Annotated in this window: 15 protein-coding genes and 1 pseudogene; 15 read left to right on the forward strand and 1 reads right to left on the reverse strand. The window is 59.2% G+C overall.

Features of this window, described 5'->3' with window-relative positions; all coding sequences use genetic code 11:
* Window positions 1–107: 107 nt before the first annotated feature.
* From AABE10_RS11425 to AABE10_RS11460, 9 genes and pseudogenes are all read left to right on the forward strand, one after another.
* The gene (locus tag AABE10_RS11425; protein WP_342933360.1) at window positions 108–1,658 is read left to right on the forward strand and encodes an ABC transporter substrate-binding protein; all 1,551 of its coding nucleotides are present in this window, start codon (window positions 108–110) and stop codon (window positions 1,656–1,658) included.
* Between the two features lie 59 nt (window positions 1,659–1,717).
* Complete coding sequence (locus AABE10_RS11430; RefSeq protein ID WP_342933361.1) at window positions 1,718–2,659, forward strand: ABC transporter permease; 942 nt, start codon at window positions 1,718–1,720, stop codon at window positions 2,657–2,659.
* Between the two features lie 2 nt (window positions 2,660–2,661).
* On the forward strand, window positions 2,662–3,522 hold the full coding sequence (locus AABE10_RS11435) for an ABC transporter permease (RefSeq protein WP_342933362.1): 861 nt from the start codon (window positions 2,662–2,664) through the stop codon (window positions 3,520–3,522).
* 146 nt (window positions 3,523–3,668) lie between these two features.
* Window positions 3,669–4,154, forward strand: a pseudogene (locus AABE10_RS36410) (ATP-binding cassette domain-containing protein); the annotation flags it as partial.
* A gap of 144 nt (window positions 4,155–4,298) precedes the next feature.
* A complete protein-coding gene (locus tag AABE10_RS36415; protein WP_428983314.1) occupies window positions 4,299–4,604 on the forward strand; it encodes an oligopeptide/dipeptide ABC transporter ATP-binding protein in 306 nt (101 codons plus the stop codon).
* Window positions 4,601–5,659: an ABC transporter ATP-binding protein gene (locus AABE10_RS11445; protein ID WP_342933363.1), complete on the forward strand. Its 1,059-nt coding sequence runs from the start codon at window positions 4,601–4,603 to the stop codon at window positions 5,657–5,659. Before AABE10_RS36415 ends, AABE10_RS11445 begins: the two co-directional genes overlap by 4 nt.
* Before the next feature lie 126 nt (window positions 5,660–5,785).
* Window positions 5,786–6,808 (forward strand): succinylglutamate desuccinylase/aspartoacylase family protein, encoded by a 1,023-nt coding sequence (locus tag AABE10_RS11450; protein ID WP_342933364.1) that lies wholly within the window; start codon window positions 5,786–5,788, stop codon window positions 6,806–6,808.
* Window positions 6,805–7,974, forward strand: a complete 1,170-nt coding sequence (locus AABE10_RS11455; RefSeq protein WP_342933365.1) for a threonine synthase — start codon at window positions 6,805–6,807, stop codon at window positions 7,972–7,974. The genes AABE10_RS11450 and AABE10_RS11455 overlap by 4 nt, the downstream gene beginning before the upstream one ends.
* A gap of 404 nt (window positions 7,975–8,378) precedes the next feature.
* Window positions 8,379–9,542, forward strand: a complete 1,164-nt coding sequence (locus tag AABE10_RS11460; protein ID WP_342933844.1) for a porin — start codon at window positions 8,379–8,381, stop codon at window positions 9,540–9,542.
* Window positions 9,543–9,754: 212 nt separating this feature from the next.
* On the opposite strand, the gene AABE10_RS11465 is transcribed toward AABE10_RS11460, so the two are convergent.
* On the reverse strand, window positions 9,755–10,294 hold the full coding sequence (locus AABE10_RS11465; protein WP_342933366.1) for an Lrp/AsnC family transcriptional regulator: 540 nt from the start codon (window positions 10,292–10,294) through the stop codon (window positions 9,755–9,757).
* Between the two features lie 186 nt (window positions 10,295–10,480).
* Here AABE10_RS11465 and mdeB point away from each other — a divergent pair, with 186 nt between their 5' ends.
* The 6 genes from mdeB to AABE10_RS11495 all read left to right on the forward strand — a co-directional run bounded on the left by mdeB (window position 10,481) and on the right by AABE10_RS11495 (window position 22,767).
* Complete coding sequence (gene mdeB, locus AABE10_RS11470) at window positions 10,481–13,195, forward strand: alpha-ketoglutarate dehydrogenase (RefSeq protein ID WP_342933367.1); 2,715 nt, start codon at window positions 10,481–10,483, stop codon at window positions 13,193–13,195.
* Between the two features lie 26 nt (window positions 13,196–13,221).
* Window positions 13,222–15,000, forward strand: a complete 1,779-nt coding sequence (gene ilvB, locus AABE10_RS11475) for a biosynthetic-type acetolactate synthase large subunit (RefSeq protein ID WP_342933368.1) — start codon at window positions 13,222–13,224, stop codon at window positions 14,998–15,000.
* 144 nt (window positions 15,001–15,144) lie between these two features.
* Window positions 15,145–16,446, forward strand: coding sequence for a dihydrolipoyllysine-residue acetyltransferase (gene aceF, locus AABE10_RS11480; protein ID WP_428983298.1), 1,302 nt, complete (start codon window positions 15,145–15,147; stop codon window positions 16,444–16,446).
* 43 nt (window positions 16,447–16,489) lie between these two features.
* Window positions 16,490–18,262 carry a dihydrolipoyl dehydrogenase gene (lpdA, locus tag AABE10_RS11485; protein WP_342933369.1) on the forward strand — a complete coding sequence of 591 codons (1,773 nt, stop codon included), beginning with the start codon at window positions 16,490–16,492 and terminating at the stop codon, window positions 18,260–18,262.
* Window positions 18,263–18,860: 598 nt separating this feature from the next.
* Entirely contained in the window at window positions 18,861–19,775 is a 915-nt protein-coding gene (locus tag AABE10_RS11490) for an HTH-type transcriptional regulator ArgP (RefSeq protein WP_342933845.1), read from the forward strand.
* Between the two features lie 928 nt (window positions 19,776–20,703).
* Window positions 20,704–22,767, forward strand: a complete 2,064-nt coding sequence (locus AABE10_RS11495; RefSeq protein WP_342933370.1) for a phosphocholine-specific phospholipase C — start codon at window positions 20,704–20,706, stop codon at window positions 22,765–22,767.
* Window positions 22,768–23,474: the final 707 nt, after the last annotated feature.

Here is a 23,474-nt window from a genome sequence, read left to right on the forward strand (position 1 = left end):
TGGCCGTAACCAGGCTCAAACTCGTACCTACGAGTAGCTGGGTTGCTCGTTAACGCAGCCAATATTGGTTAAGTCGACAAATACTACAAAGATGGAGACACAGCAAGATGAGAAAGAAGAGACGCGCGCTCGCCAGCATCGCATCGGGTGCGCTCGCCATCGCGGCGGCTTTTGCGTCGCCGATATGCCTCGCGCAAACCCTTAAGGGCGACGTCATCACTGACGCGATCATCGGTGAACCACCGACGCTCGATCCGTCGATCACCACAGCTGACGTAGTTGTCAGCCCGAGTGAGCACATTTTCGAGACGCTCTTTACCTTCGACTCTCGATGGGAGGTCCGTCCGCTTCTTGCCGAAAGCATGCCAACGATCAGCGCTGACGGCCTGACCTACACGATACCGATACGACAGGATGTCAGCTTTCAGGACGGTTCGAAGATGACAGCGGACGATGTCGTTGCGTCGCTTGTGCGGTGGGAAAGGGTAGCGACTTCCGGCAAGGACGCTGCGGTTCATATCCAAGAAATACACGCTACTAATGATCATACGGTCTCGATCAAGCTTAAAGAACCATACACTCCGCTTTTGTCACTTCTTGCCAAACAGGTGTCAGCCGCGGTCATCGTGCCCAAGGTCAATATCAAAGGTGACCAGTTGACCAAGCTGGTTGGCACGGGCCCCTATAGGATCGCGGAACACAAGCCCGATCAATATATTAAGCTCACCCGCTTCAAGGGCTACGTTTCGCGCAAGGAAGCCGCCGACAGCACTTTCGGCGAACGTAAGCAGATCCCCAGCGAAATCGACTTCGTTCCGGTTCCAGACAACAACACCCGCGTCGAGGGTGCCGTCGCAGGCCAGTATGACTATGCTGACGGCCTGCCGATCGAAGCCTATGGTCGACTTGAACGAAGCGATAAATCGAAGCCCGTACTTCTTCAGGATCAGGGTTGGCCATTTTTCGCTTTCAACATGAGGGCCGGGCTGATGAGCCAGCTGAAGTTACGCCAGGCAGTTGCGGCCGCTCTGTGCCCGGAGGATATGCTGCTTGCGGCTTTCGGCGACAAGAAGTTCTACAGCATAGACGCAGCGCTGTACCCGAAGAGTTACTCCTGGCATAACGAGGAAGGAGCCCAGACCTATAACCAGCACGATCCGCAGAAAGCGGCCAAGCTGCTCAAGGAGGTTAAATATACAGGCGTCCCGCTACGCATCCTTACGTCGCATCAGTATGAGTTCCATTATCAAATGGCGGAAGTGGCGAAGGCATGTCTGGAGGAAGCCGGGTTCAGAGTCCAACTCGACGTCGTTGACTGGGCGACGCTGACGCAACGCCGCGGAAACCCGAAACTGTGGGACATCTATATCAGCCACTCTTCCTTCAATCCAGAGCCTGCAACGCTCAGCGCTTATTCTTCGTCGGCCCCTATGGGATGGGATACGCCAGAAAGGGAGAAAGTTTGGAATGAATTCATAACGAGCACTGATAAGAATAAGCGGGAGCGTGCGTTTGCTCAGGTACAGAAGCTCGTTTGGGAGCAGTTGCCTTTCTATAAGGTCGGCTCATTCGCGTGGCTCGCTGCCGAGAACCGCAAGATGACAGGCGTTCCCGAAATCAGCTGGCCCGTGTTCTGGAACGCTAAAGTCAGCAAGTAGTAAAAAGCGGGTCTGGACTTGCGCCGGCCCCCCTGTAGCTTTCTGTGGAGGGACATCCCTTGGCCACTTATATTGCCAAACGTTTGTTCGGCATGATCGTGGTGATGTTCATCGTGCTCACCACGGTCTTCATCATCGTTCGTCTCGCCCCTGGTGACCCGGCAGCCCTGATGCTCGGCCCCGATGCCACGATGGCGGATATCGCGGCTCTTCGCCAGACCATTGGCCTCGATCAGCCGATCGCCGTCCAATATGTTTCGTTCCTTGGGCATATGGCCGAGGGCGATCTCGGCCGTTCGATCTTTTTCAATGCGCCGGTGAGAGAGATCATCGCTGCGCGTGCCGAGCCGACGGCGCTGCTGACGCTGTTTTCGATCCTCATTTCGGTGGTCATCGCGCTTCCGGTCGGCGTACTTTCAGCCTACACGCGCGGCACGCTGTTTGATCAGGGCGCGCTCTCGTCGGCAATGCTCGCCGCCTCAGTGCCAAGCTTCTGGCTGGGACTCATGTTCCAGCAATATTTGGCGACGGGCGCGGGCTGGTTTCCTGTCTCTGGCTTTGGTGCGCCCGACGCGAGCTTCCTTGAGCGGCTACGCTACCTCGCGCTGCCATCGATCGTGCTTGGTATCGTCAATTCAGCGCTCATCATTCGTTTTTCGCGAGCCGCCATGCTCGATGTGCTCAACGATGACTACGTGCGTACCGCACGCGCCAAGGGTATGAGCGAGTGGCGCGTGATGGTCAGGCATGCCTTGAAGAATGCGCTGATCCCGATCGTCACCGTCGTCGGGCTGACCTTCGCGCTGCTTATTTCGGGCGCCATCGTGACCGAACGCGTCTTCAACCTGCCGGGCCTCGGCTCGCTGGTGGTCGGCGCCGTGCTCAGACGCGACTATCCGGTAATACAGGGTGTGCTCGTCGTCATCGCCGGGCTCTACGTGCTCATTAACCTCTTGGTCGATTTGCTCTATCTGGCTATCGACCCGCGAGTGAAATACTGACCATGGCAACCGTATCCATCCCATCGGCCGAGGTCGGCCTCCTGAAATCGCTGGCGCAGCGGCACTCGGCGATCGTCGCTCTGGCGATTCTCATCATCATTGCGCTTGTGGCGATATCGGCACCGTGGATCGCTCCGTTCGCGCCCAACAAGCTCGCGGTCCTGAACCGGCTGCAGCCGCCGGGCGGCGTACATCTGCTCGGCACCGACGAATATGGACGCGATATCTTTTCGCGGGTGATCTTCGCCGGCCGCGTTTCGCTGACGGTCGGCATATCAGTCTCGTTGTTTTCGTCGATCTTCGGTGTCGCGTTCGGGCTGCTGGCAGGCTTCTTTCGACGTCTCGACACCCCGATCTCGCGCGTCGTCGACGCGATGATGGCCTTCCCCGACATCTTACTTGCTATCGCGCTGGTCGCGGCACTCGGCGGCTCGGTACTCAACGTAATCATTGCGCTGTCGGTCGTCTACACGCCGCGCGTCGCGCGTGTCGCGCGCGCTTCGACGCTGGTCATCCGCGAACTCACCTACGTGGAAGCCGCGCGCGCGCTCGGCACCTCGACATGGCGCATCCTCGTCATTCACGTGCTGCGCAACATCGTCTCGCCGCTGGTCGTGCAAGCGACCTTCACATTCGCCTATGCGATGCTCGCGGAAGCCGGGCTGTCATTCCTGGGTGTCGGCGTTGATCCTTCAACGCCCACCTGGGGGACGATGATCAATGACGGTAGCAGGTACGTTTCAACTGCGAGTTGGATGATCCTCTTTCCGGGGCTTGCGATCACGCTATGCGTGCTCGCCCTCCAGATCGTCGGCGACGGCCTCAGAGACGCGCTCGACCCGAACCTCTCGAAGGAGCTTTAGAAGTGTCTGAACTCGTTCTTCACAATTTGCCTGCCGTCGACTGCAAGGACAAGTCCAGAGCGGACGATATGGCGATGGCGAGCGACGACGTGCTGCATGTCGACGCACTAAGCACGCACTTCGTCTATAAGCATCGGGTCGCCAAGGTGATCCGCGACGTCAGCTTCACGCTCAAGAAAGGCAAGACGCTAGCGCTCGTCGGCGAGTCGGGATCCGGCAAATCGGTCACCTCGCTCTCGATCATGGGCCTGCTCAAGCCTCCCGGTCGCGTGGTCGACGGTCGCATCCTCTACCGCATGTCGGATGGGTCAACCATCGATCTTGCCAGGGCTAACAACCGCGTGATGAGAAAGATCCGAGGCAAGGAGATCTCGATGATCTTTCAGGAGCCCATGAGTTCGCTGAACCCGCTACTGACTGTCGGCGAGCAGATCGCCGAGATGGTCCGGCTACACTTACCGGTCAACAAAGCCGACGCGCGCAAGCGGGCGATCGAGCTGCTGCGCCTGGTCGAGATTCCCGGCGCCGAGCGGCGGGTAGACGACTATCCGCACCATATGTCGGGGGGGATGCGTCAGCGCGTCATGATTGCGATGGCGCTGGCTTGCGAGCCGTCGTTGCTGATCGCTGACGAACCGACAACCGCGCTCGATGTGACGATCCAGGCGCAGATCCTCGACCTTATGCGCAGGCTCCAGCGCGAGATGGGCATGTCGATTCTGTTCATCACGCATGACATGGGTGTCGTTGCTGAGATCGCCGATGAAGTGGCAGTGATGTATGCCGGTGTAGCCGTGGAGCAGGCACCGGTTCGCAGCCTGTTCGATCGACCGAACCATCCCTACACGCTGGGACTGCTCGCGTCGATCCCCGAGGTCAATCGCGAACGCGATGAACAGGGGCGCCGAAGACGCCTGACCGCCATACCGGGATCGGTGCCGTCGCTCTACAACCTGTCGCCAGGCTGCCCGTTCGAAACGCGTTGCAGTTTCGCTGAGGCGAAATGTCGTGAGCCGGTGACGCTCGGATCGTGTGGCCCGGGCCATTTGTCGCGATGCTGGAAAATGAGGGGCCAGGCATGAGCTCAACTCGATTGGAATCCTGCGAGGCGCTGCTTCGCGTTGAAGGGCTGACGAAGTTGTTTCACACGTCTGCCGGCGACGTGCATGCGCTCACCGATGTATCGTTCGATGTACGCCGTGGCTCACTGATGGGGCTCGTTGGGGAATCGGGGTCCGGCAAGTCGACTCTCGGCCGCTGCCTTTTGCGTCTAATCGAACCGACGGCGGGCAAGGTGGTCTTCGACGGTACGGATGTCACACGTCTCGATGAACGCAAGCTCAAGGCTCTGCGCAAACGGATGCAGATCATTTTTCAGGATCCGTTCTCCAGCTTCAATCCACGTATGCGCGTCCGCCAGATCATCGGCGAAGCGCTTATCGCTCACGGCATCGGCCGAAATCGCCGCGAACGTGATGAACTTGCCGCGGGACTGTTGGAGGAGGTTGGGCTTTCGGCTGATCACCTGTCACGCTACCCACACGAATTCTCGGGCGGCCAGCGGCAGCGTATCGGCCTTGCGCGAGCGCTTGCGGTTGAGCCAGAGTTCCTCATCGCTGACGAATCCGTTTCTGCGCTCGACGTCTCCGTGCAAGCGCAGATCCTCAACCTGCTGCAGGACCTGCGTGACCGACGTGGGCTGACGATCCTGTTCATCGCTCATGATCTTAGCGTCGTTGAATATCTCTGCGACGAGATGGTGGTGCTCTATCTCGGGCGAGTTGCAGAAGCGGGGCCAAGCGAGACGGTCTACAGAACGCCCTCACATCCCTATACGCGGGCGCTGCTCTCGGCTATTCCGACGATCGATCCGGGCCAGCGATGCAGCCGCCAGATACTGGCCGGAGACATTCCGAGTCCGCTATCGCCGCCATCCGGTTGCGTGTTCCGCACGCGCTGTCCGTACGTCATCGAACGCTGTGGCGAGATCGTACCTCCGCTGACGTCGCTCAGTACCGGACATCAAGCTGCATGTATCCGCCTTGATGACATTTTGGCTTCGGGAGCTACGGCGCTCCAAACTCCACATGTAATGGAGCTACCGGAGACCGGAATTGAACGGGCACCGAATCCTTAGAACGTGGCGTCCTTGCTCAGCAATTTATTGATTTGTTCCGACTTCAAACGAATGTGACTTGACTCTATTCGGCGGCCCTAGCCGAAATAGAAATCCGTTTCTTGTAATTTGTTAATCCCTAAAATTATGTCAACACCGACACGAATTTGGACTCCGATTGATTTCAATCGCGATGGCAAACAGGCCGGTTCACTCCGGCTCCCGATCTCAACAGATCTCTCAGCGTATGGCTGGATTCCGATTCCAGTTGTTTGTATCAAGAACGGTAGCGGACCGACGGCGGTGCTCATCGCGGGGACGCACGGCGATGAATACGAGGGTCAGGTCGCGCTGCTGGAGCTCGCTCGTACAATTGAAGCGTCTGCTATAACCGGTCGCATCATCATTCTTCCGGCGCTTAACTTTCCTGCTGTTGAGGCTGGTCGCCGAGTCTCACCGATCGACGAGGGTAACCTCAATCGCGTGTATCCGGGCGAGGCACATGGAAGCGCGACGCAGATGATTGCGCATTACGTTACGAGCGTCTTACTGCCGATGGCCGATCTCGTCGTCGATCTGCACTCGGGAGGCCGTTCTTTGGACTATACCCCCTGTGCACTCATTCGACCGTCCGTTGACAAGCAGCTTAACGATCGCTTAATGGAACTGATGCGCGTGTTCGGCGCGCCGATTAGCTACATCACCGACGGTAAAGGTGGTGGCGGTAACACGACGCTGCCAGCGGCGGCAGAGCAATTCGGTGTTTCCGTGATCACTGCGGAGTTGGGCGGCGGCGCGACGCTCCGGGCATACGGGAAAGAGCTTGCTCGTTCAGCCGTGTTGCGCTTGCTGCACCACATCGGGGTTCGCTCCGACGGAACACTTCCGCAGCCTCTTGAGACGCGCGTTATGGAGGTGCCTGGGCGCGATTTCTTCCTCTACGCAGAATCGGACGGGCTGTTTGAACCTTCTGTAATGCCCGGTGATGAGGTAACGGCGGGGCAACACGCGGGATATCTCCATTCCATCGAGCGTCCGATGGAACCACCTCTTAGTCTCATTTTTAGCGCTTCCGGACTGGTCGCTTGTCGGCGCTTCCCGACTCTTACGAAACGGGGAGATTGCCTTTTTTCGCTGATGCGAGACGTTGAGAAGGGAGCTCGTACATGACCAAGCTTGGGGCGCGTCGAAATCCATACATGACGGGCATGCGGTGCATTCGATGCAACCGGATGTTTCCAATCGCGGATTACTTTGAAGGGTGCCAACGTTGCCTGACGACTGGCTGGCCAGCCAGTGTCGTACCGGAATATGACGACGAATTGTTTCGTTGCCAGCGTCCTGAAACATGGCTTGCCTACTCCGGCGGAGCATTGCTTGGAGAAGGAAATACGCCGCTTGTTCGGTTGCCAGTGATCGAGGGGCTCATTGGCCTCGGCAGCGTATCCGCCAAATATGAAGGTGCGAATCCGACGGGCTCGCATAAGGACAGGATGAGTGCGTTCGTCGTGCAACGCGCGAAAGAGGTGGGTGCGACTACCGTGGCGGTTGCATCAAGCGGCAATGCGGGTGTGTCGTTGGCGGCTTACGCCGCGAGCGCCGGCCTGAACTGTGTAATCGTCACGACTCCCGAGATGAATGCGAATTGGCGCCATGCAGCTGAAACGCACGGCGCTGAGATCGTCGCTACAGCCACTAGCAAGGAGCGGTGGCAGCTCGTGGCTGAAAAGGTGCGGTCCGGAGTATGGTATCCGGCGACCAACTACTTGACTCCTCCCGTAGGCAGCAACCCGTACGGGGTCGATGGCTATCGTGCTATCGCATACGAGCTTTTTGAGCAGGCGGGGGCGAACCAACCGACGGATATTGTAGTGCCGACGTCCCGGGGAGACATAGTTTGGGGCGTCGCACAGGGCTACGTGGATCTGCGGAAGGCCGGGTTGCTCACGGAACTACCGAAGGTGCATGCGGTCGAGCCGTTCCCGCGCATAACGCGGGTGCTTGCTGGCGCAGATATGCGTGAGACGTTCCCTGGTAGCTCGGCGCTCGTTTCCATCGGGGGCGGTACTGTCACGTTCCAGGCGATGGAAGCGCTGAGGGCAACCGGGGGAACAGCTGTCGCTATCGACGCCGATCAGGCTAAGACGGATCAGATCGAGCTGGCTCGCGCAGGCCTGTATTTGGAGCTCTCGAGTGCATCGGCGCTTAGCGGTCTGAAGAAACTGGTGAACGACGGCGTGGTGTCTCGCGACGCAAAGGCAGTGATCCTGGCAACGTCACATGGTTACAAAGAGAAAGTGGATTACGAGCATCCGCTCCCCACACTTTCACTTTAAATGATGCGAAGTTGGGGAGGAATAGCAGAAGGTGGCAAGACCTTTTCGCTCCAATTTTGGGATTTCCATTGTCGGTCCTGCTCGTCTTCCTTGTCTCAGTCTCACCCGACCTCAAACGTTTTTACGCGGGAACGGTAATGGCGCAGGGTCCGCAGTACGGGCAATGACGCTCAACCTGATCGAACAGCGACGAATTAGCGAAAAGTTGTCGGAAACAAATCGAGGCTTGTATAGAAGGGTATTGCTGGAGCGAAACCTGTTTTGTTTTGCCCGTTTCGAAAAAATCTTTGCAGGCGTAAAACAGATCAGGTCATTGAAGTTATTAAATTTTTACTAACAACTGATCAAATAGATCAGTAATCCAAAGTAAGGAGACTGTGGTGAAAAATATAATTAACACTCGTATGGGGTGTGCTTTCTCTCTCGCACTCGGACTGACGTCGGTGGTGCACGCACAAAGTAGTGTGACGCTCTATGGCATCGTCGATGAAGGTTTGACTATGATCACCAATAGCGGTGGAAAGCATCAATACCTTCTCAATAGCGGAGTATTGCAGAGTAGTCGCTGGGGATTGCGTGGTTCGGAAGATCTCGGTGCAGGAATGAAGACGATTTTCCGAATCGAAAGTGGTTTTGACGCGAGTACCGGTAAGCTTGGTCAAGGTGGACTCGGTTTCGGTCGCCAAGCCTATGTTGGCGTGGAAAGCAACTATGGCACTGTCACCCTTGGCCGGCAGTATGACTCTGTCGTAGATTTCGTGGGACCTCTTGAGGCCGGCGATCAGTGGGCCTCTTCGATGGGCGCGCATCCTGGCGATATCGATAACTTCAACAACTCTTACCGCACTAACAACGCGATCAAATACACCAGCCCGAGCTATGGAGGTTTCACCTTCGGCGGAGTGTACAGTCTTGGCGGCATTGCCGGAGACTACTCGCGGAACCAGGTCTGGTCAGTAGGCGGTCAATTCTCTAACGGTCCGCTTGTGCTTAGCGCTGCCTACCTCAACGTGCGCAATCCAAATGTCGCCTTTTTCGGTAACTCCACCTCCGGAACGGTCAATACCACGACATCGAACGTTTCCTCGCCGATCTACAGCGGCTTCGGTTCGGCGCATACATATCAAGTACTCGGCGCAGGAGGTGCATACACGGTTGGTGCGGCTACTTTCGGGGCAACGTATTCCAATGTGAAGTTCTACGGGCTTGGGTCGTCATATGCATCGGCATTCGCCGGTCAAACCGCCACCTTTAACAATGCGGAAGTGAACTTCAAATATCAGATCACACCGGCGCTTTTGGCCGGAATCGCGTACGACTACTTGCACGGTAGCAGTGTCAATGGTAATTCGGCGCCCAAGTATAACCAAGGCATGGCCGGCCTCGATTACTTCCTGTCAAAACGCACTGATATTTATGTTGTTGCTGATTACCAACACGCTAGCGGTTATACCGCAAACTCTGCGGGAACGGGCGTGACCAGAGCTGTCGCAGCTCTGCCCACGCTTTCGGCATCGTCCAATTCGAACCAGTTTGCGGCACGCATTGGCATTCGCCACAAGTTCTGACCAGCGCGCTGCCGGTGGTGTTGTATTGGCCGAGACTAAATCGGCTTCATCGACAGGTTACCTTGCCGCGCAGCGATGGTGTTCAGGAATCCCACGTTAGCCTTGACCCCGCGTCAACGTGGGCGTCAAGGCACCCTTAGTTAATTCTTAAAGAATTGGAAACCTTGTCATGCGGTGCGCGTTGCTACCGAGACGTTCTGGCTGCCGTTCTTTCATGTCCACTCGTGAGGTACTTCGGCGCCGTTCGGGAGTGTGAGGCCTGGAGTCGGCAGCGGCAGCGCGGTCTTGTATCGCACCTGCTTGAGCGCGAAGCTGGAGCGGATGTTCGATACGCCCGGAATTTTTGTCAGCCATTGCACAATGAAGTGCTCAAGGCTTTGCATGTCGGGCACGACAACCCGCAGCAGATAATCGGCGTCGCCTGTCATCAGATAGCACTCCATTACCTCAGGCCGATCCGAGATTTCCTTCTCAAAAACGCGTAGCGCGTCTTCCACCTGTTGCTCCAGACTGACTTGAATGAACACATTGATACGCAACCCGAGTGCTCCGGCGTCGAGAAGGGTGACGTGCTGCCGGAACAGGCCAAGCTTCTCGAGTGCGCGCACGCGATTGAAGCAGGGAGTCGGTGACAGGTTAACCGCGCGGGCGAGCTCAGCGTTCGTAATGCGTGCGTTGTCCTGCAACTGACGCAGGATCGCGATGTCAGTGCGGTCCAGGCGGCGGGTCGGGAGCTTTGTTTCGGATGTCATAGTATTGGAATCTCATGTGAGGCCGCGTTACCAGAATTTATACCCTATCTGCAGCGAAAACTACCCGCAAAAGAGACGCACATTTTGTGAACGGATGGATAAGCTCTTCCCATGTCGTCGAACTCGACATTCCGACCTGGACGAGTCTCGAAGCTCACGAATCTCACTGTTTAGCCTGGAGTTGCCATGACCGATTTATCGAGCGGTGTTCAGCCCGTTCTTGCCCTCAATCAAACCCGCATGGACAACGATCCGCAGGAGACGGCCGAGTGGATCGCCGCACTGGATGGCGTGGTCGAGCATGTCGGGCTCGAGCGCGCCCAGTATCTTTTCGACCGGCTGGCCGCGCACGCGCTGTCGAGCGGCATTGCAACGGCACGTGCAAATCTCACTCCCTATACCAACACCATCGCGGTCGACCAGCAGCCGCCGTTTCCAGGTGACGTCGATACGGAAGAGCGGCTCGCCGCTGCATTACGCTGGAATGCGCTCGCGATGGTGGTGCGGGCAAACCGGGCTTACGGCGAACTCGGGGGACATATTGCGAGCTACGCTTCGGCAGCAGATCTTTTCGAGGTTGGGTTCAACCACTTCTTTCGCGGTGCGAACGATGCGCATGGTGGTGACCTCGTCTATTTCCAGCCCCATTCGTCGCCGGGCGTGTATGCGCGCGCATACCTTGAAGGTTTCCTGAGCGAGCAGCATCTCGAGCACTACCGCCGCGAGATCGCGGGCCCGGGTCTGTGTTCCTATCCGCATCCGTGGCTGATGCCTGAATTCTGGCAGTTTCCAACGGGATCGATGGGCATCGGCCCTATCAACTCGATCTACCAGGCGCGCTTCATGCGTTACCTGCAGAACCGTGGGCTGCTCAAAACGGAAGGCCGCAAGGTCTGGGGCTTCTTTGGCGACGGCGAGATGGACGAGCCCGAATCGATTGGTGCGCTGTCGCTTGCGGCCCGCGAAGGGCTCGACAATCTCGTCTTCGTCATCAACTGCAATCTGCAGCGGCTCGATGGCCCGGTGCGAAGCAACGGCCGGATCATTGACGAGCTTGAGGCGCAATTCACGGGCGCTGGCTGGAATGTCATCAAGGTGGTTTGGGGTTCCGACTGGGATGCCCTTTTTGCGCGCGATCGCACTGGCTCGTTGTTGCGGGCGTTTGCTCATACCGTCGATGGACAGTTTCAGACCTTCTCGGCCAATGACGGCGCCTACAACCGCGAACGCTTCTTCGGACAGAACGAGGAACTGGCTGCGCTCGCCGCGCATCTGAGCAACGATGACATCGACCGCCTGCGCCGGGGTGGCCATGACGTACGCAAGCTGTATGCGGCGTACGACCAGGCGCTCAAACATGGCGGTCAGCCCACGGTTATTCTCGCGAAGACAATGAAGGGCTTCGGCATGGGGTCGATCGGGCAGGGCCGGATGACCACGCATCAGCAGAAGAAGCTCGACGTCGAACAACTGAAAGCGTTTCGCGACCGTTTCCGCTTGCCCCTCTCCGACGAGGACGTCGAACAACTGCGGTTCTACAGGCCGGCGGACAACAGTCCGGAAATGCGGTACCTGCATGCCCGGCGCGAAGCGCTTGGTGGATATCTGCCCCGCAGAAGGACAGCCGCGTCGCAAACGCTGCCCGTCCCGGCGTTGCCGGCGTGGGGGCAATTCGCGCTGGACGCGAACGGCAAGGAGATGTCGACCACGATGGCGTTCGTGCGAATGCTCGGGAGCCTTCTGAAAGACGCGTCGCTCGGGCCTCGCATTGTTCCCGTGGTCGCCGATGAGGCACGCACGTTCGGTATGGCGAACCTGTTCCGGCAGGTCGGGATCTATTCGCCGCTCGGGCAACTGTACGAGCCCGAAGACATGGGCTCAATGCTGTACTACCGGGAGGATACGGGTGGACAGATACTGGAAGAGGGCATTTCGGAGGCGGGCGCCGTGTCCTCGTGGGTCGCCGCGGCCACTTCATACAGCGTGCACGACCTGCCTATGCTGCCGTTCTACATCTACTACTCGATGTTCGGTTTCCAGCGCATCGGCGATCTGATCTGGGCCGCGGCAGACCAGCGTGCGCGCGGCTTCCTGATCGGTGCGACGGCGGGCAAGACGACGCTTGGTGGCGAGGGGCTTCAGCATCAGGACGGCACGAGCCATCTGGCGGCTTCGACGGTACCTAACTGCCGCGCCTATGATCCGGCGTTCGCATACGAGGTGGCCATGATCGTCGACGAAGGCATGCGCGAGATGATCGAACGTCAGCGCGATGTGTTTTATTACCTGACGGTGACGAACGAGAACTACGCACAGCCTTCACTTCCGGATGCACCCATCGAAAGCGTTCGTGATGGTGTGCTCAAGGGCATGTATCCGCTTGACAGAACATCGTTCGATCGGGCTGAGGTCCAGCTGCTCGGTTCCGGGGCGATTCTGGGCGAAGTGCAGGCGGCCGCGCGCCTGCTGAAGGAAGACTGGAACATCGAGGCATCGGTGTGGAGCGTCACCAGCTTTACCGAGCTGCACCGGGACGGTGTCGCGTCCGAACGCACCGTTCGTTTGTTCGACGAGGATCGCGCTCCCGCTCCGTATGTGACGTCTGCGTTGTCTCCCACGCACGGGCCCGTGGTCGCAGCGACAGACTATGTGCGAGCAGTTCCCGAGCTCATTCGTGCATACGTGCCGCGGCGCTATGTGACGCTTGGCACCGATGGCTTTGGGCGCAGTGACACCCGTGCGGCGTTGCGGGCCTTCTTCGAAGTTGACCGGCATTCGATCGCGGTTGCTGCGCTGAAAGCGCTCGCGGACGACGGTGTAGTTCCGGTCGAGGTCGTCAGGCAGGCCGTTGATCGTTATGGCAAGCATGACGGTCAACGGGCCGCGCCGTGGCAACGGTGACGGGCAGGCACTACCGGGAGCTAATAATGAAGATTGCGGGTGCTGAGATCCAACAGGTTGCGAAAACTGGCGCTTCGGGGGCTTCGGGCAGGGACGGCCATGCATCGGGTGCCCAGATTGTCCTGTCAGTTCTGCGCGGGGAGGGCGTTGATACGGTCTGGGGGTATCCAGGCGGCGCCGTCCTGCCGCTTTACGATGCGCTCCAGGAGTCCGACCATATCACCCATTTGCTGGTTCGCCATGAGCAGGCCGCCGTGCACGCGGCGGATGGCTTCGCGCGTGCAACGGGAAAGGTCGGCGTAGCGCTGGTGACATCGGGGCCGGGTGTGACGAACGCGGTGACGGGCATTGCGACCGCCTATTTCGATTCGATCCCGATGGTGGTGATCTCCGGTAACGTGCCGACGCACTCCATCGGAACCGATGCGTTTCAGGAGTGTGACGCTGTCGGGATTACCCGGTCGATCGTCAAGCATAACTTTCTGGTGCTGGATGTCTCACAACTGGCGATGACGCTCAAAAGCGCGTTTCATATCGCCCGCACCGGGCGCCCCGGGCCCGTCCTGGTGGATATTCCCAAAGACGTGCTTCAGGCGAAGACGCCCTTGCGCATACCTGACTCCGTTACGCTGCGATCCTATCGTCCGCGCACGGATCCTCATACGGGACAGGTGCGGCGGGCCGCCGAGGCGCTTGCGCGCTCGGAACGGCCGTGCATTCTCGTTGGTGGCGGAGCGGTCGCATCGGCTGCAAGCGAAGAGATTGCGGAGCTCGCGCGGCGACTCGATGCCCCGGTGACGAACACGTTGATGGCGCTCGGCGCCTTTCCCGCTTCGGACCGACGGTGCCTGGGAATGCCAGGATTGCATGGAACGTACGAAGCCAACATGGCGATGCAGCATTGCGACGTACTGATTGCGCTGGGTGCGAGATTCGATGACCGGGTCATTGGGAATACAGGAGACTTCCGGTCAGATGGCAGGACGATTATTCATATTGATATCGACCCCGCGACAATCGACAAGCGGGTGCAGGTTGACATTCCGATCGTGGGAGACGTCAAGACCGCGGCGCGCGCGATACTGGACCAGCTCCGGGCGCAGCGTATCAACGATGGGAATCGCAACGGCTGGTGGAAAGAGATCGGGAGCTGGCGTGAGAAGCGCTGCCTCGCCTATGAACCGGACGCTGATGTGATCAAGCCACAGTTCGTCATTCAACGGCTTTGGGAAGTCACCGGTGGCGATGCCTATATCTGTTCTGACGTCGGACAGCATCAGATGTGGGCCGCGCAGCTGTACGGATTCGACAAACCTCGTCGATGGATCAACTCGGGAGGCCTCGGAACCATGGGTGTCGGACTGCCTTATGCGATGGGCGTCAAACGCGCGCTGCCGGATGCGGATGTGGTCACAGTAACCGGGGACGGCTCGATCCAGATGTGCATCCAGGAGCTGTCGACCTGCAGGCAGTACGACCTCGGCGTGAAAATCGTTTCCCTGAACAACGGCTACCTCGGCATGGTAAGGCAACTGCAGCATGTGAATTATCGGGACCGTTACTCCCACTCGTACATGGACGCGTTGCCTGACTTTGTCGCGCTCGCCCGCGCTTACGGGCATGTCGGCTTTCGCATCGAGCGACCGTGTGATGTAGAGCCGGTGCTGCGCGAGGCACTCGCCATGAAGCAGCGTACGGTATTCATGGACTTTGCCATCGATCCGTCCGAGAACGTCTGGCCCATGGTTCGGGCGGGCGCGGGACTGACGGACATGCTGATGAATTCGCGCGACGTCGACCGCTAGTTCGAGATGGCCAGGACTTCGGGCATCACGGCGCCCGCTGCCTGTCCCGGCGTTGATGCACCAGCTAAGTACTACACAGCGATCGTTACGCTCGCTTTGGACCGCGATTGGGAGAATACTGAAGTGCATGTAAGAGAGATTAGGGTGCCTGACATCGGCGACTACAAGGGCATCCCTGTCATCGAGGTACTGGTTGGCCCCGGTGATGTGGTCCGGGAGGAGCAATCGCTGGTTACGCTGGAGTCGGACAAAGCCACCATGGACGTGCCCAGTCCTTTTGGTGGCGTCGTTCGGGAAATAAAGCTCAGGGCCGGCGATGCGGTGTCGGAAGGTTCCGTCATCCTGCTCATGGAGCCGCAAGGTGCGTCGGCCGACGCGGTTACCAGTGAGGTTGACGCGAGCGGGAAGACCGGGCGTCGAGATGGCTCACCTATTGTTGATGAGGAGCGCAGTCTGGCAGGTCATCCATCCGAGCCTGCGCCAGCGGCCGCGATCCAGGAGAAGGAGGGTGGGCTGAGCGGATCAAGCCATGCTTCGCCGTCGGTGCGTAAACTGGCGCGCGATGTCGGCGTGGACATCACGCGAGTTCAGGGCACCGGGCCGAAGGGCCGCATCACCCAGGACAACGTTACCGCGTTCGTGAAGGGCGTGATGACAGGCCAGCTCGCAGCACCGGCCGGCGCGACAGCCGCCCCGGCTGCGGGCGGCGCGGGCCTGAACCTGCTGCCCTGGCCGAAGGTCGATTTCACGAAGTTCGGCCCGATCGATACGCAGCCGCTCTCGCGCATCAAGAAGATTTCCGGCGCGAACCTGCACCGCAACTGGGTCATGATCCCGCACGTCACGAACAACGACGAAGCGGACATCACCGACCTCGAAGCGCTGCGCGTGCAGCTCAACAAGGAAAACGAGAAGGCGGGCGTGAAGTTTACGATGCTCGCGTTCGTCATCAAAGCCTGCGTCGCGGCGCTGAAGAAGTTCCCGGCGTTCAACGCGAGCCTCGACGGCGACAACCTTGTCTTCAAGCAGTACTACCACATCGGTTTTGCCGCCGACACGCCGAACGGCCTCGTCGTCCCGGTGATCCGCGACGCGGACAAGAAAGGCCTCGTCGACATCGCGAAGGAAATGGCCGAGCTCTCGAAGCTCGCGCGCGAAGGCAAGCTCAAGCCGGACCAGATGCAAGGTGGCTGCTTCTCGATCTCGTCGCTCGGCGGCATCGGCGGCACGCACTTCACACCGATCATCAACGCACCGGAAGTGGCGATCCTCGGCCTGTCGAAGAGCGCGATGAAGCCGGTGTGGGACGGCAGGCAGTTCATGCCGCGCCTCATTCTTCCCCTGTCGCTTTCATGGGATCACCGTGTCATTGACGGCGCAGAAGCTGGCCGGTTCAACGCTTATCTCGCCACGATTCTGGCCGACTATCGAAGGGTATCGCTTTGACCTACGACAGTCCCCGGTACAACCGCAGGGAAGAAACGAATAAATGACGCTTATCGAAGTAAAAGTGCCCGACATCGGCGACTTCAGGGACATCGACGTCATCGAAGTCAATATCAAGGTGGGTGACGTCATCGAGAAGGAGCAGACGCTGCTCTCGCTCGAGTCGGACAAGGCCACGATGGAAGTGCCCAGCGACGTCGCGGGCACCGTCAAGGAAGTGAAGATCAAGGCCGGCGACAAGGCTTCGCAGGGCACGGTGATCGCACTGGTCGAAGCGTCCGAGGGGGCAACTGCGGGCGCAGCGGCGCCGGCTCCGAAGGCTGAAGCGCCCAAGGCGGAAGCGCCGAAGGCAGCAGCGCCGGCGCCGCAAGCCGGCAGCTGCAGCGGCAGCGCCGACGTCGAATGCGACATTCTCGTGCTCGGCGCGGGCCCCGGCGGCTACTCGGCGGCGTTCCGCTCCGCCGATCTCGGCATGAAGACCGTGCTGGTCGAGCGTTATTCGACGCTCGGCGGCGTGTGCCTGAATGTTGGCTGCATTCCGTCAAAGGCGCTGCTGCACACGGCGCTCGTGATCGACGAAGCCGAAGCGCTCGGCTCGCACGGCATCACGTTCGGCAAGCCGCAGATCGATCTCGACAAGTTGCGCGACTTCAAGTCGGGCGTCGTCAAGAAGCTCACGGGCGGCCTGGCCGGCATGGCGAAGGCGCGCAAGGTCGAAGTCGTGACGGGCGTGGGCACGTTCCTCGATCCGAACCATATGGAAGTGGCGGGCGAGAACGGCAAGAAGATCGTCAGGTTCAAGCAGGCGATCATCGCTTCGGGCTCGCAAGCCGTGAAGCTGCCGTTCATGCCGGAAGATCCGCGCGTGGTCGATTCGACCGGCGCGCTGGAACTGCGCCAGATTCCGCAGAAGATGCTCGTGATCGGCGGCGGCATCATCGGTCTGGAAATGGCCACCGTCTACGCGACGCTCGGCGCGCAGATCGACGTCGTGGAAATGCTCGACGGCCTGATGGCCGGCGCGGACCGCGACCTCGTGAAGGTCTGGGGGCAGTACAACGCGAAGCGCTTCGCGAACGTCATGCTCAAGACCAAAACGACGAAGGCCGAGGCGAAGGACGATGGCATCTACGTGTCGTTCGAAGGCGAGAAGGCGCCGGCCGAGCCGCAACGCTACGACCTCGTGCTGGTTGCCGTGGGCCGCTCGCCCAACGGCAAGACGATCGGCGCGGACAAGGCTGGCGTGGCGGTGACGGATCGCGGCTTCATCGAAGTCGACAAGCAGATGCGCACCAATGTGCCGCACATCTTCGCGATCGGCGACGTGGTTGGCCAGCCGATGCTCGCGCACAAGGCCGTGCATGAAGGCCACGTGGCGGCGGAAGCGGCGCACGGCGAGAAGGCCTACTTCGACGCGCTGCAGATTCCTTCGGTGGCCTACACCGATCCGGAAGTAGCGTGGGCCGGCAAGACCGAAGACCAGTGCAAGGCCGAAGGCATCAAGTACGGCAAGGCGGTCTTCCCGTGGGCCGCGTCGGGCCGCGCGATCGCCAACGGCCGCGACGAGGGCTTCACGAAGCTGATCTTCGACGAAGAGACGCATCGCGTGATCGGCGGCGGCATCGTCGGCCTGAACGCGGGCGACCTCATCAGCGAAGTCTGCCTCGCGGTGGAAATGGGCGCGGATGCGACCGACATCGGCAAGACGATCCACCCGCACCCGACGCTGGGCGAGTCGATCGGCATGGCCGCCGAACTGTACGAAGGCGTCTGCACGGATCTGCCGCCGAAGCGCGGAAACGCAAGTCCGGGGTAGGCCTGTGTCTTGACGGGGTTATCGACTGCGTTGCAGGAGCTAGTCCCAACCATTGATCTCCGGGACCGCAGTAACGTCACTAAATGATGGAGGAGGGCTATGGCGATTTCAGGGATGTCGTTGAGAGACATGGTCCAGGACTGGCTGGCACCCGACCCGAAGCGAGGATTCCGGGTCAGTCATTACGGGCGATCCGGGGCGGGACGTTATGTTTGCGTCGTCGCAGACAACGGAGGCGGGTCGAAGGCGATGTTCTTTTTTCGTCACCGGGACGGCAAATGGTGCATTTATCCACCCGGTCCAGAGCGACCCGCCATGCAGGGTGAAGTCCCGTGCATGGAGGCGAGTGGTGCAAGCGTCTAGGTTGGGAAAATTACCGGCAGGCCTGTGAAACGGCAATTGGCCTGTGACTGTCGCCGTCTGAAGATACCGGTTACGGTTTTCTGTCACGGTTAGGTCTGCAGCGGATGACACGCTGGTCTTGACCACCGGGCGCCTGGACAGGAGGACCATCGACATCGCGCCAATACCGCACGCTGCGTGGCGTTGATGTTCCCGTGTCAGATGCACTCGAAGAGCGAGGGTGAAAGTGGACGCGATGCTGAACATGATCGAGCTGGAGACGTTCGCCGCGGTGGTCGAACATCGCAGCTTCACGCAGGCGGCGGCTGCACTGAACATCTCCTCTGCGGCAGCGACTCGCCGGGTCAAGCGGCTCGAACAGTCGATCGGGGCGCTGCTGCTCATCCGCGAACCGCCCGTGATGCCGACAAAGGCGGGCGAAGAAGTCTTTCGTCATTTCATGACGGTCCGGCTGCAGGAGGACGATCTGCTTCGGCGTGTCATGCCGGGCAGAACCGCGACGACAGCGCTGGCACTGGCCGTCAACGCCGATTCCCTTGCCACCTGGTTCGAGCCGGTGACGCGTGAGCTGGCGCAACATCATGTGGCGCTTGAGATTCTCGTGGACGATCAGGACCATACGCTCGAGGCATTGGCACGCGGCGACGTCAAGGGCTTTCTGTCCACGCAACCGGAGCCGGTTGTCGACCGTTTCGTGGCGGCGCCGGTCGGGCAGATGCGCTACCAGTGTGTCGCGACTCCCGGATTTGCGCGCGAATATTTCGCCAGTGGCCTGACCTTGCCCGACGCGCTTCAGGCCACCGCCATCCTGTTCGACCGGAAGGACGCGCTGCACGATGCGTTTTTCGCGTCGCATTTCGGGGTGGTCGTCGGCCGGTATCCGCGGCACTATTTTCCTTCGCCGGTGGCGTTGCTCAATGCGATCCTGGACGATCTCGGTTACGGGCTGGTGCCTGCGATGCAGGCGGAGCCGCTGATCGGCAGCGGCAGACTGGTCGCGCTCGCGCCCGCGCACGATCTTTTGATCGATCTGTACTGGCATCACTGGGAGGAGGAGCCCGAGCCGCTCGCGACGATCAGCGCACTGGTCATGGCGGCGGCGCGGCGCAGCCTGGTTCAGCCGGCCCGGAGGAATGAGGGCGCCAGTTGAGAGACCCTTGCGACTTAGTGGTAGTGACGCTTTCCGTTGACCCTATCAGCCGCCCCGTCACGCTGCTCATCGGTGCACACGTCTCTTCATAGAAGCAGTCGACGCGAACATAGTGGACGCGTCGCTACTTGCGAACTTGCTCGATTATCGGCTTGACGCCCATCAGCCACTCGCTTGACAACCAGATGTCCGCGCTCGCGCAATACCGTGGTGCGGTAGGGGGTAGTGGATGCGAGCGTCGTGCAGACATCGACGCAACAGGCCAGGCTTCCTCCTCACAACGGATCGGGCCGTTCTGAACTCGAGCGAGGCACGTGGGTGCGACATCGGCCGCCGCCTGCTGGCTGCCGCGAGCTCGCAGTTCCGCATCAGATTGGAGCTGTCGGACGCTTTCCGCACAATTTGCCATGCAGATGTCATTGTGGACTGCTAAAAAATCATGACGACAAGAAAGATGGAAGTTTGTCAACTTTGGCCGGACCAGCGAATGGTACCGTCAGAAATACGGACGCGATGCCAGTCGGATGCCGTGGCGCAAGGTCCATCTGTCGATCCGGAGATGAACGTCCACGCGATCGTGTTCACGGAAGACACCGTGTCCGATGAGGCCGGTCAGAAAGCATACTGGCGGTCGGTGTGAATGTGGACTGTGTGATCGCCAACGGTGCGTACTTCAGCATCGCACAGGCTGAAGTGTGGTCAGTCAGCGGCGTGCTGCGGATGATTCCGCTACCGTCGAACGCGATCGATAATTTATTTTAACCAACCGACCTCGTAGGGAAATAATGACTGGAAAATCTTTGATGATAACGATGGCGGCAGCCATCCTTATCGCCTTATCTTTCGCGGCATGCTCGGGGAAAGGCCTTGACAGCGGCGCCCAAGCTACCAGCACGCCCCGCGCGCAAACCTACAGGTGCTCGAACTAATGGAACACATGCAAATTAGTCGCCGCCAGTTCATGCGTCTTGCGGCAGCCGCAGCGGGTACGACAGTCGCGTCGACTATTTTCCCTGGGGCTATCCAACGCGCACTGGCTATTCCGGCAAACAACGGTACCGGCACGATCAATGACGTTGAGCACATCGTTATTCTGATGCTCGAGAACCGTTCGTGCGACCACTACCTGGGCTCGCTGTCCGGCGTTCGTGGTTTCAACGACCCGTCGGTAACCTCGGATATCTGGTCTCAGCCGGACGGCAATGGTGGGATCGTTACGCCGTTCCACATTGATACCAACAACACTAACTTCCCGATCTGGAAGGGTCTGCCGCACTCGTGGCCGGATAGTCAAGCTGCCAACAATGGCGGCCGCATGAATAATTGGGTCCCGGCGAAAGGCGGGGCAGCGATGGGTTACATCAACCGCCAGGACATTCCGTTTCACTACGCCTTGGCCGATGCATTTACTGTGTGCGACGCGTATTACGCATCGATGCCCGGCCCGACCTGCCCGAACCGTCTGTACATGCTGACCGGCAGTAACGATCCGCATGGTCTCGGCGGCTTTGGGCCGATTATCGATAACAACAACATTACCCAGTTCACCAATGGTCAGGGCAATATGTACGGTCCGGGCTGGGTGACCTACGCTGAATCGCTGCAAAATGCAGGCATCAGTTGGGGCGCGTACCGTCAAGGCACCGACAAGACGAGCAACGACAACAGCGATGGCGGTATGAACGTGCTTCTCGCCTTCCAGAATTTCGTCAATGCTCTGCCGGGCAATCCGCTGTACGACCGTGGCGTCAACCCGCGAACGCTGGCGCAATTCAAGCAAGACGTGCTGGCCAATACGCTGCCGCAGGTTTCGTGGCTGTTCGCTCCGCGAATTTTCTGTGAGCACCCACTGTGGCCGCCAGCATACGGCGTCGAGTGGATCGCACGTATTCTGGATGCACTGACGTCGAATCCGGATGTTTGGAGCAAGACCGCCTTCATCGTAACCTATGACGAGAACGACGGCTTCTTCGACCACGTGGCTCCACCGCGCCCTGCGGCTACGTCGGCCAACGGTTTGAGCACCGTGGAAACGAGCGACGAGATCAACCCTGGCGACGGCAACCCCTTTGGTCTGGGCAATCGTGTGCCGACGTTTGTCGTTTCGCCGTGGAGTCGCGGAGGTTATGTTTGCTCGCAGATGTTCGACCATACTTCGCTGATCCGCTTCATTGAACAGCGATTTGGCGTGCACTGCGGCAACATCACCCCGTGGCGTCGCGCAGTTTGCGGTGACTTGACTTCGGCATTTAACTTCAAGACGCCTAACGATATTTTCCCGACTTCGGTTCCGACTATCAGTATGTCAGTGCCGCTGCCTACTAACGCCGTGGATTTTGCTGCTGTGACGGCAGCAAACATCAACAAACCTGTTCCGACGCCACCGGCAACGCCGGCCGGCAAGCCGGTGGTTGAGTCCGGCACTCGTCCGGCACGTGCAATTCCGTATGAGCTGTTCGCGAAGTGCGCGGTCACCGGTGGCGGCCCTGCAGTGCACTTCGGTAACACCGGTGGTGTCGGAGTGTGCTACCGCGTTGTTGACCGTCTGAACCTGTCGAATGCACCAAAGTACTACACGGTTGAAGGCGGCAAGACCCTGGATGATTTCTGGACATTAACCAGCGGTGCATACGATCTGCGCGTCACCGGTCCCAACGGCTTCGTTCGCGAGTATGTTGATACTCCGAGCACCAGCGCCGCCCTGCAAGTTGAAACGTGCTACGGTAGCGATGGCGCGATCCGCCTCTCGCTGATTAACGTTGGTTCGGGCGATGTGAATGCCACGGTCAGCGACAACGCTTACAAGATGGCGCCGCAGACGACCAGGGTTCCGGCGGGTCAAACCGTTGAACTGCCGATCGATCTCACCGCGAGCATGAGTTGGTACAACTTTAGCATCACCCTTAAGGAAAACAGCAATTTCATGTGCAAGGTTGCTGGTCACGTCGAAACCGGTGCAGATAGCATTACCGATCCGGCCATGGCCTCGTAAGGTGTTGCAATGCAGTTGTAGTTCTGCTGATTTGCGGGATAGCTCTGCTAAGAGTTTATCGAAAACTGGTTTGAATTTTGTTGCCGTAGCCAGCCAGCAGATCGGCTAGATTCTCATGATTTTCGTATTAAACTCACCAGTTTAGGCGGAGATGTGGCGTGGTTTTCGCTTATCCCGGCCACTCAGCATGGGTAGCCGAAATCTGACCGATACGGCTATTCCTCTTGGGCGGGGTGGAAGCGACGCACGATGACAAGGACATGCCAAGCAACGGCATCGAACGCTGCCTTCTCGGCGCATAAGGAAGGTTGCGTTCGCTCGTCCGCAGGTGGTCCTGGGCGCCTGCGATTTGCTGCTCGACCGTCGGCGAAAGTGACGAAGACGTCAAGACCAGCCTCGTCTATCGTGATGCGACGCTTCCCTTGTTCGCGTGGGGACGCTAAGCATCGCGGAGCTGAGAATCCAGTCGAACTCCGAGAACTCGTTCAAGATTCGGCAGTTCTCACGCTGGTTTCGGCGCCGGACGCGGTGCAGAAATTCTGCAATATCGAGCTTTTTGGTTCTGCACATGTTGCATTTAGCTATCCGGCGGTGTTCAGCCTTTTAATATCCAATGTTCCGCCTGGCCCCATTTGGAGTTCTATCGACCCGAAGCCAGAACTGTTACGGTATAGAGACCTGTTTCATTATCACAATTCGAACGAGCG

The organism is Paraburkholderia diazotrophica, from assembly GCF_038900755.1.
Classification (GTDB): domain Bacteria; phylum Pseudomonadota; class Gammaproteobacteria; order Burkholderiales; family Burkholderiaceae; genus Paraburkholderia; species Paraburkholderia diazotrophica_A.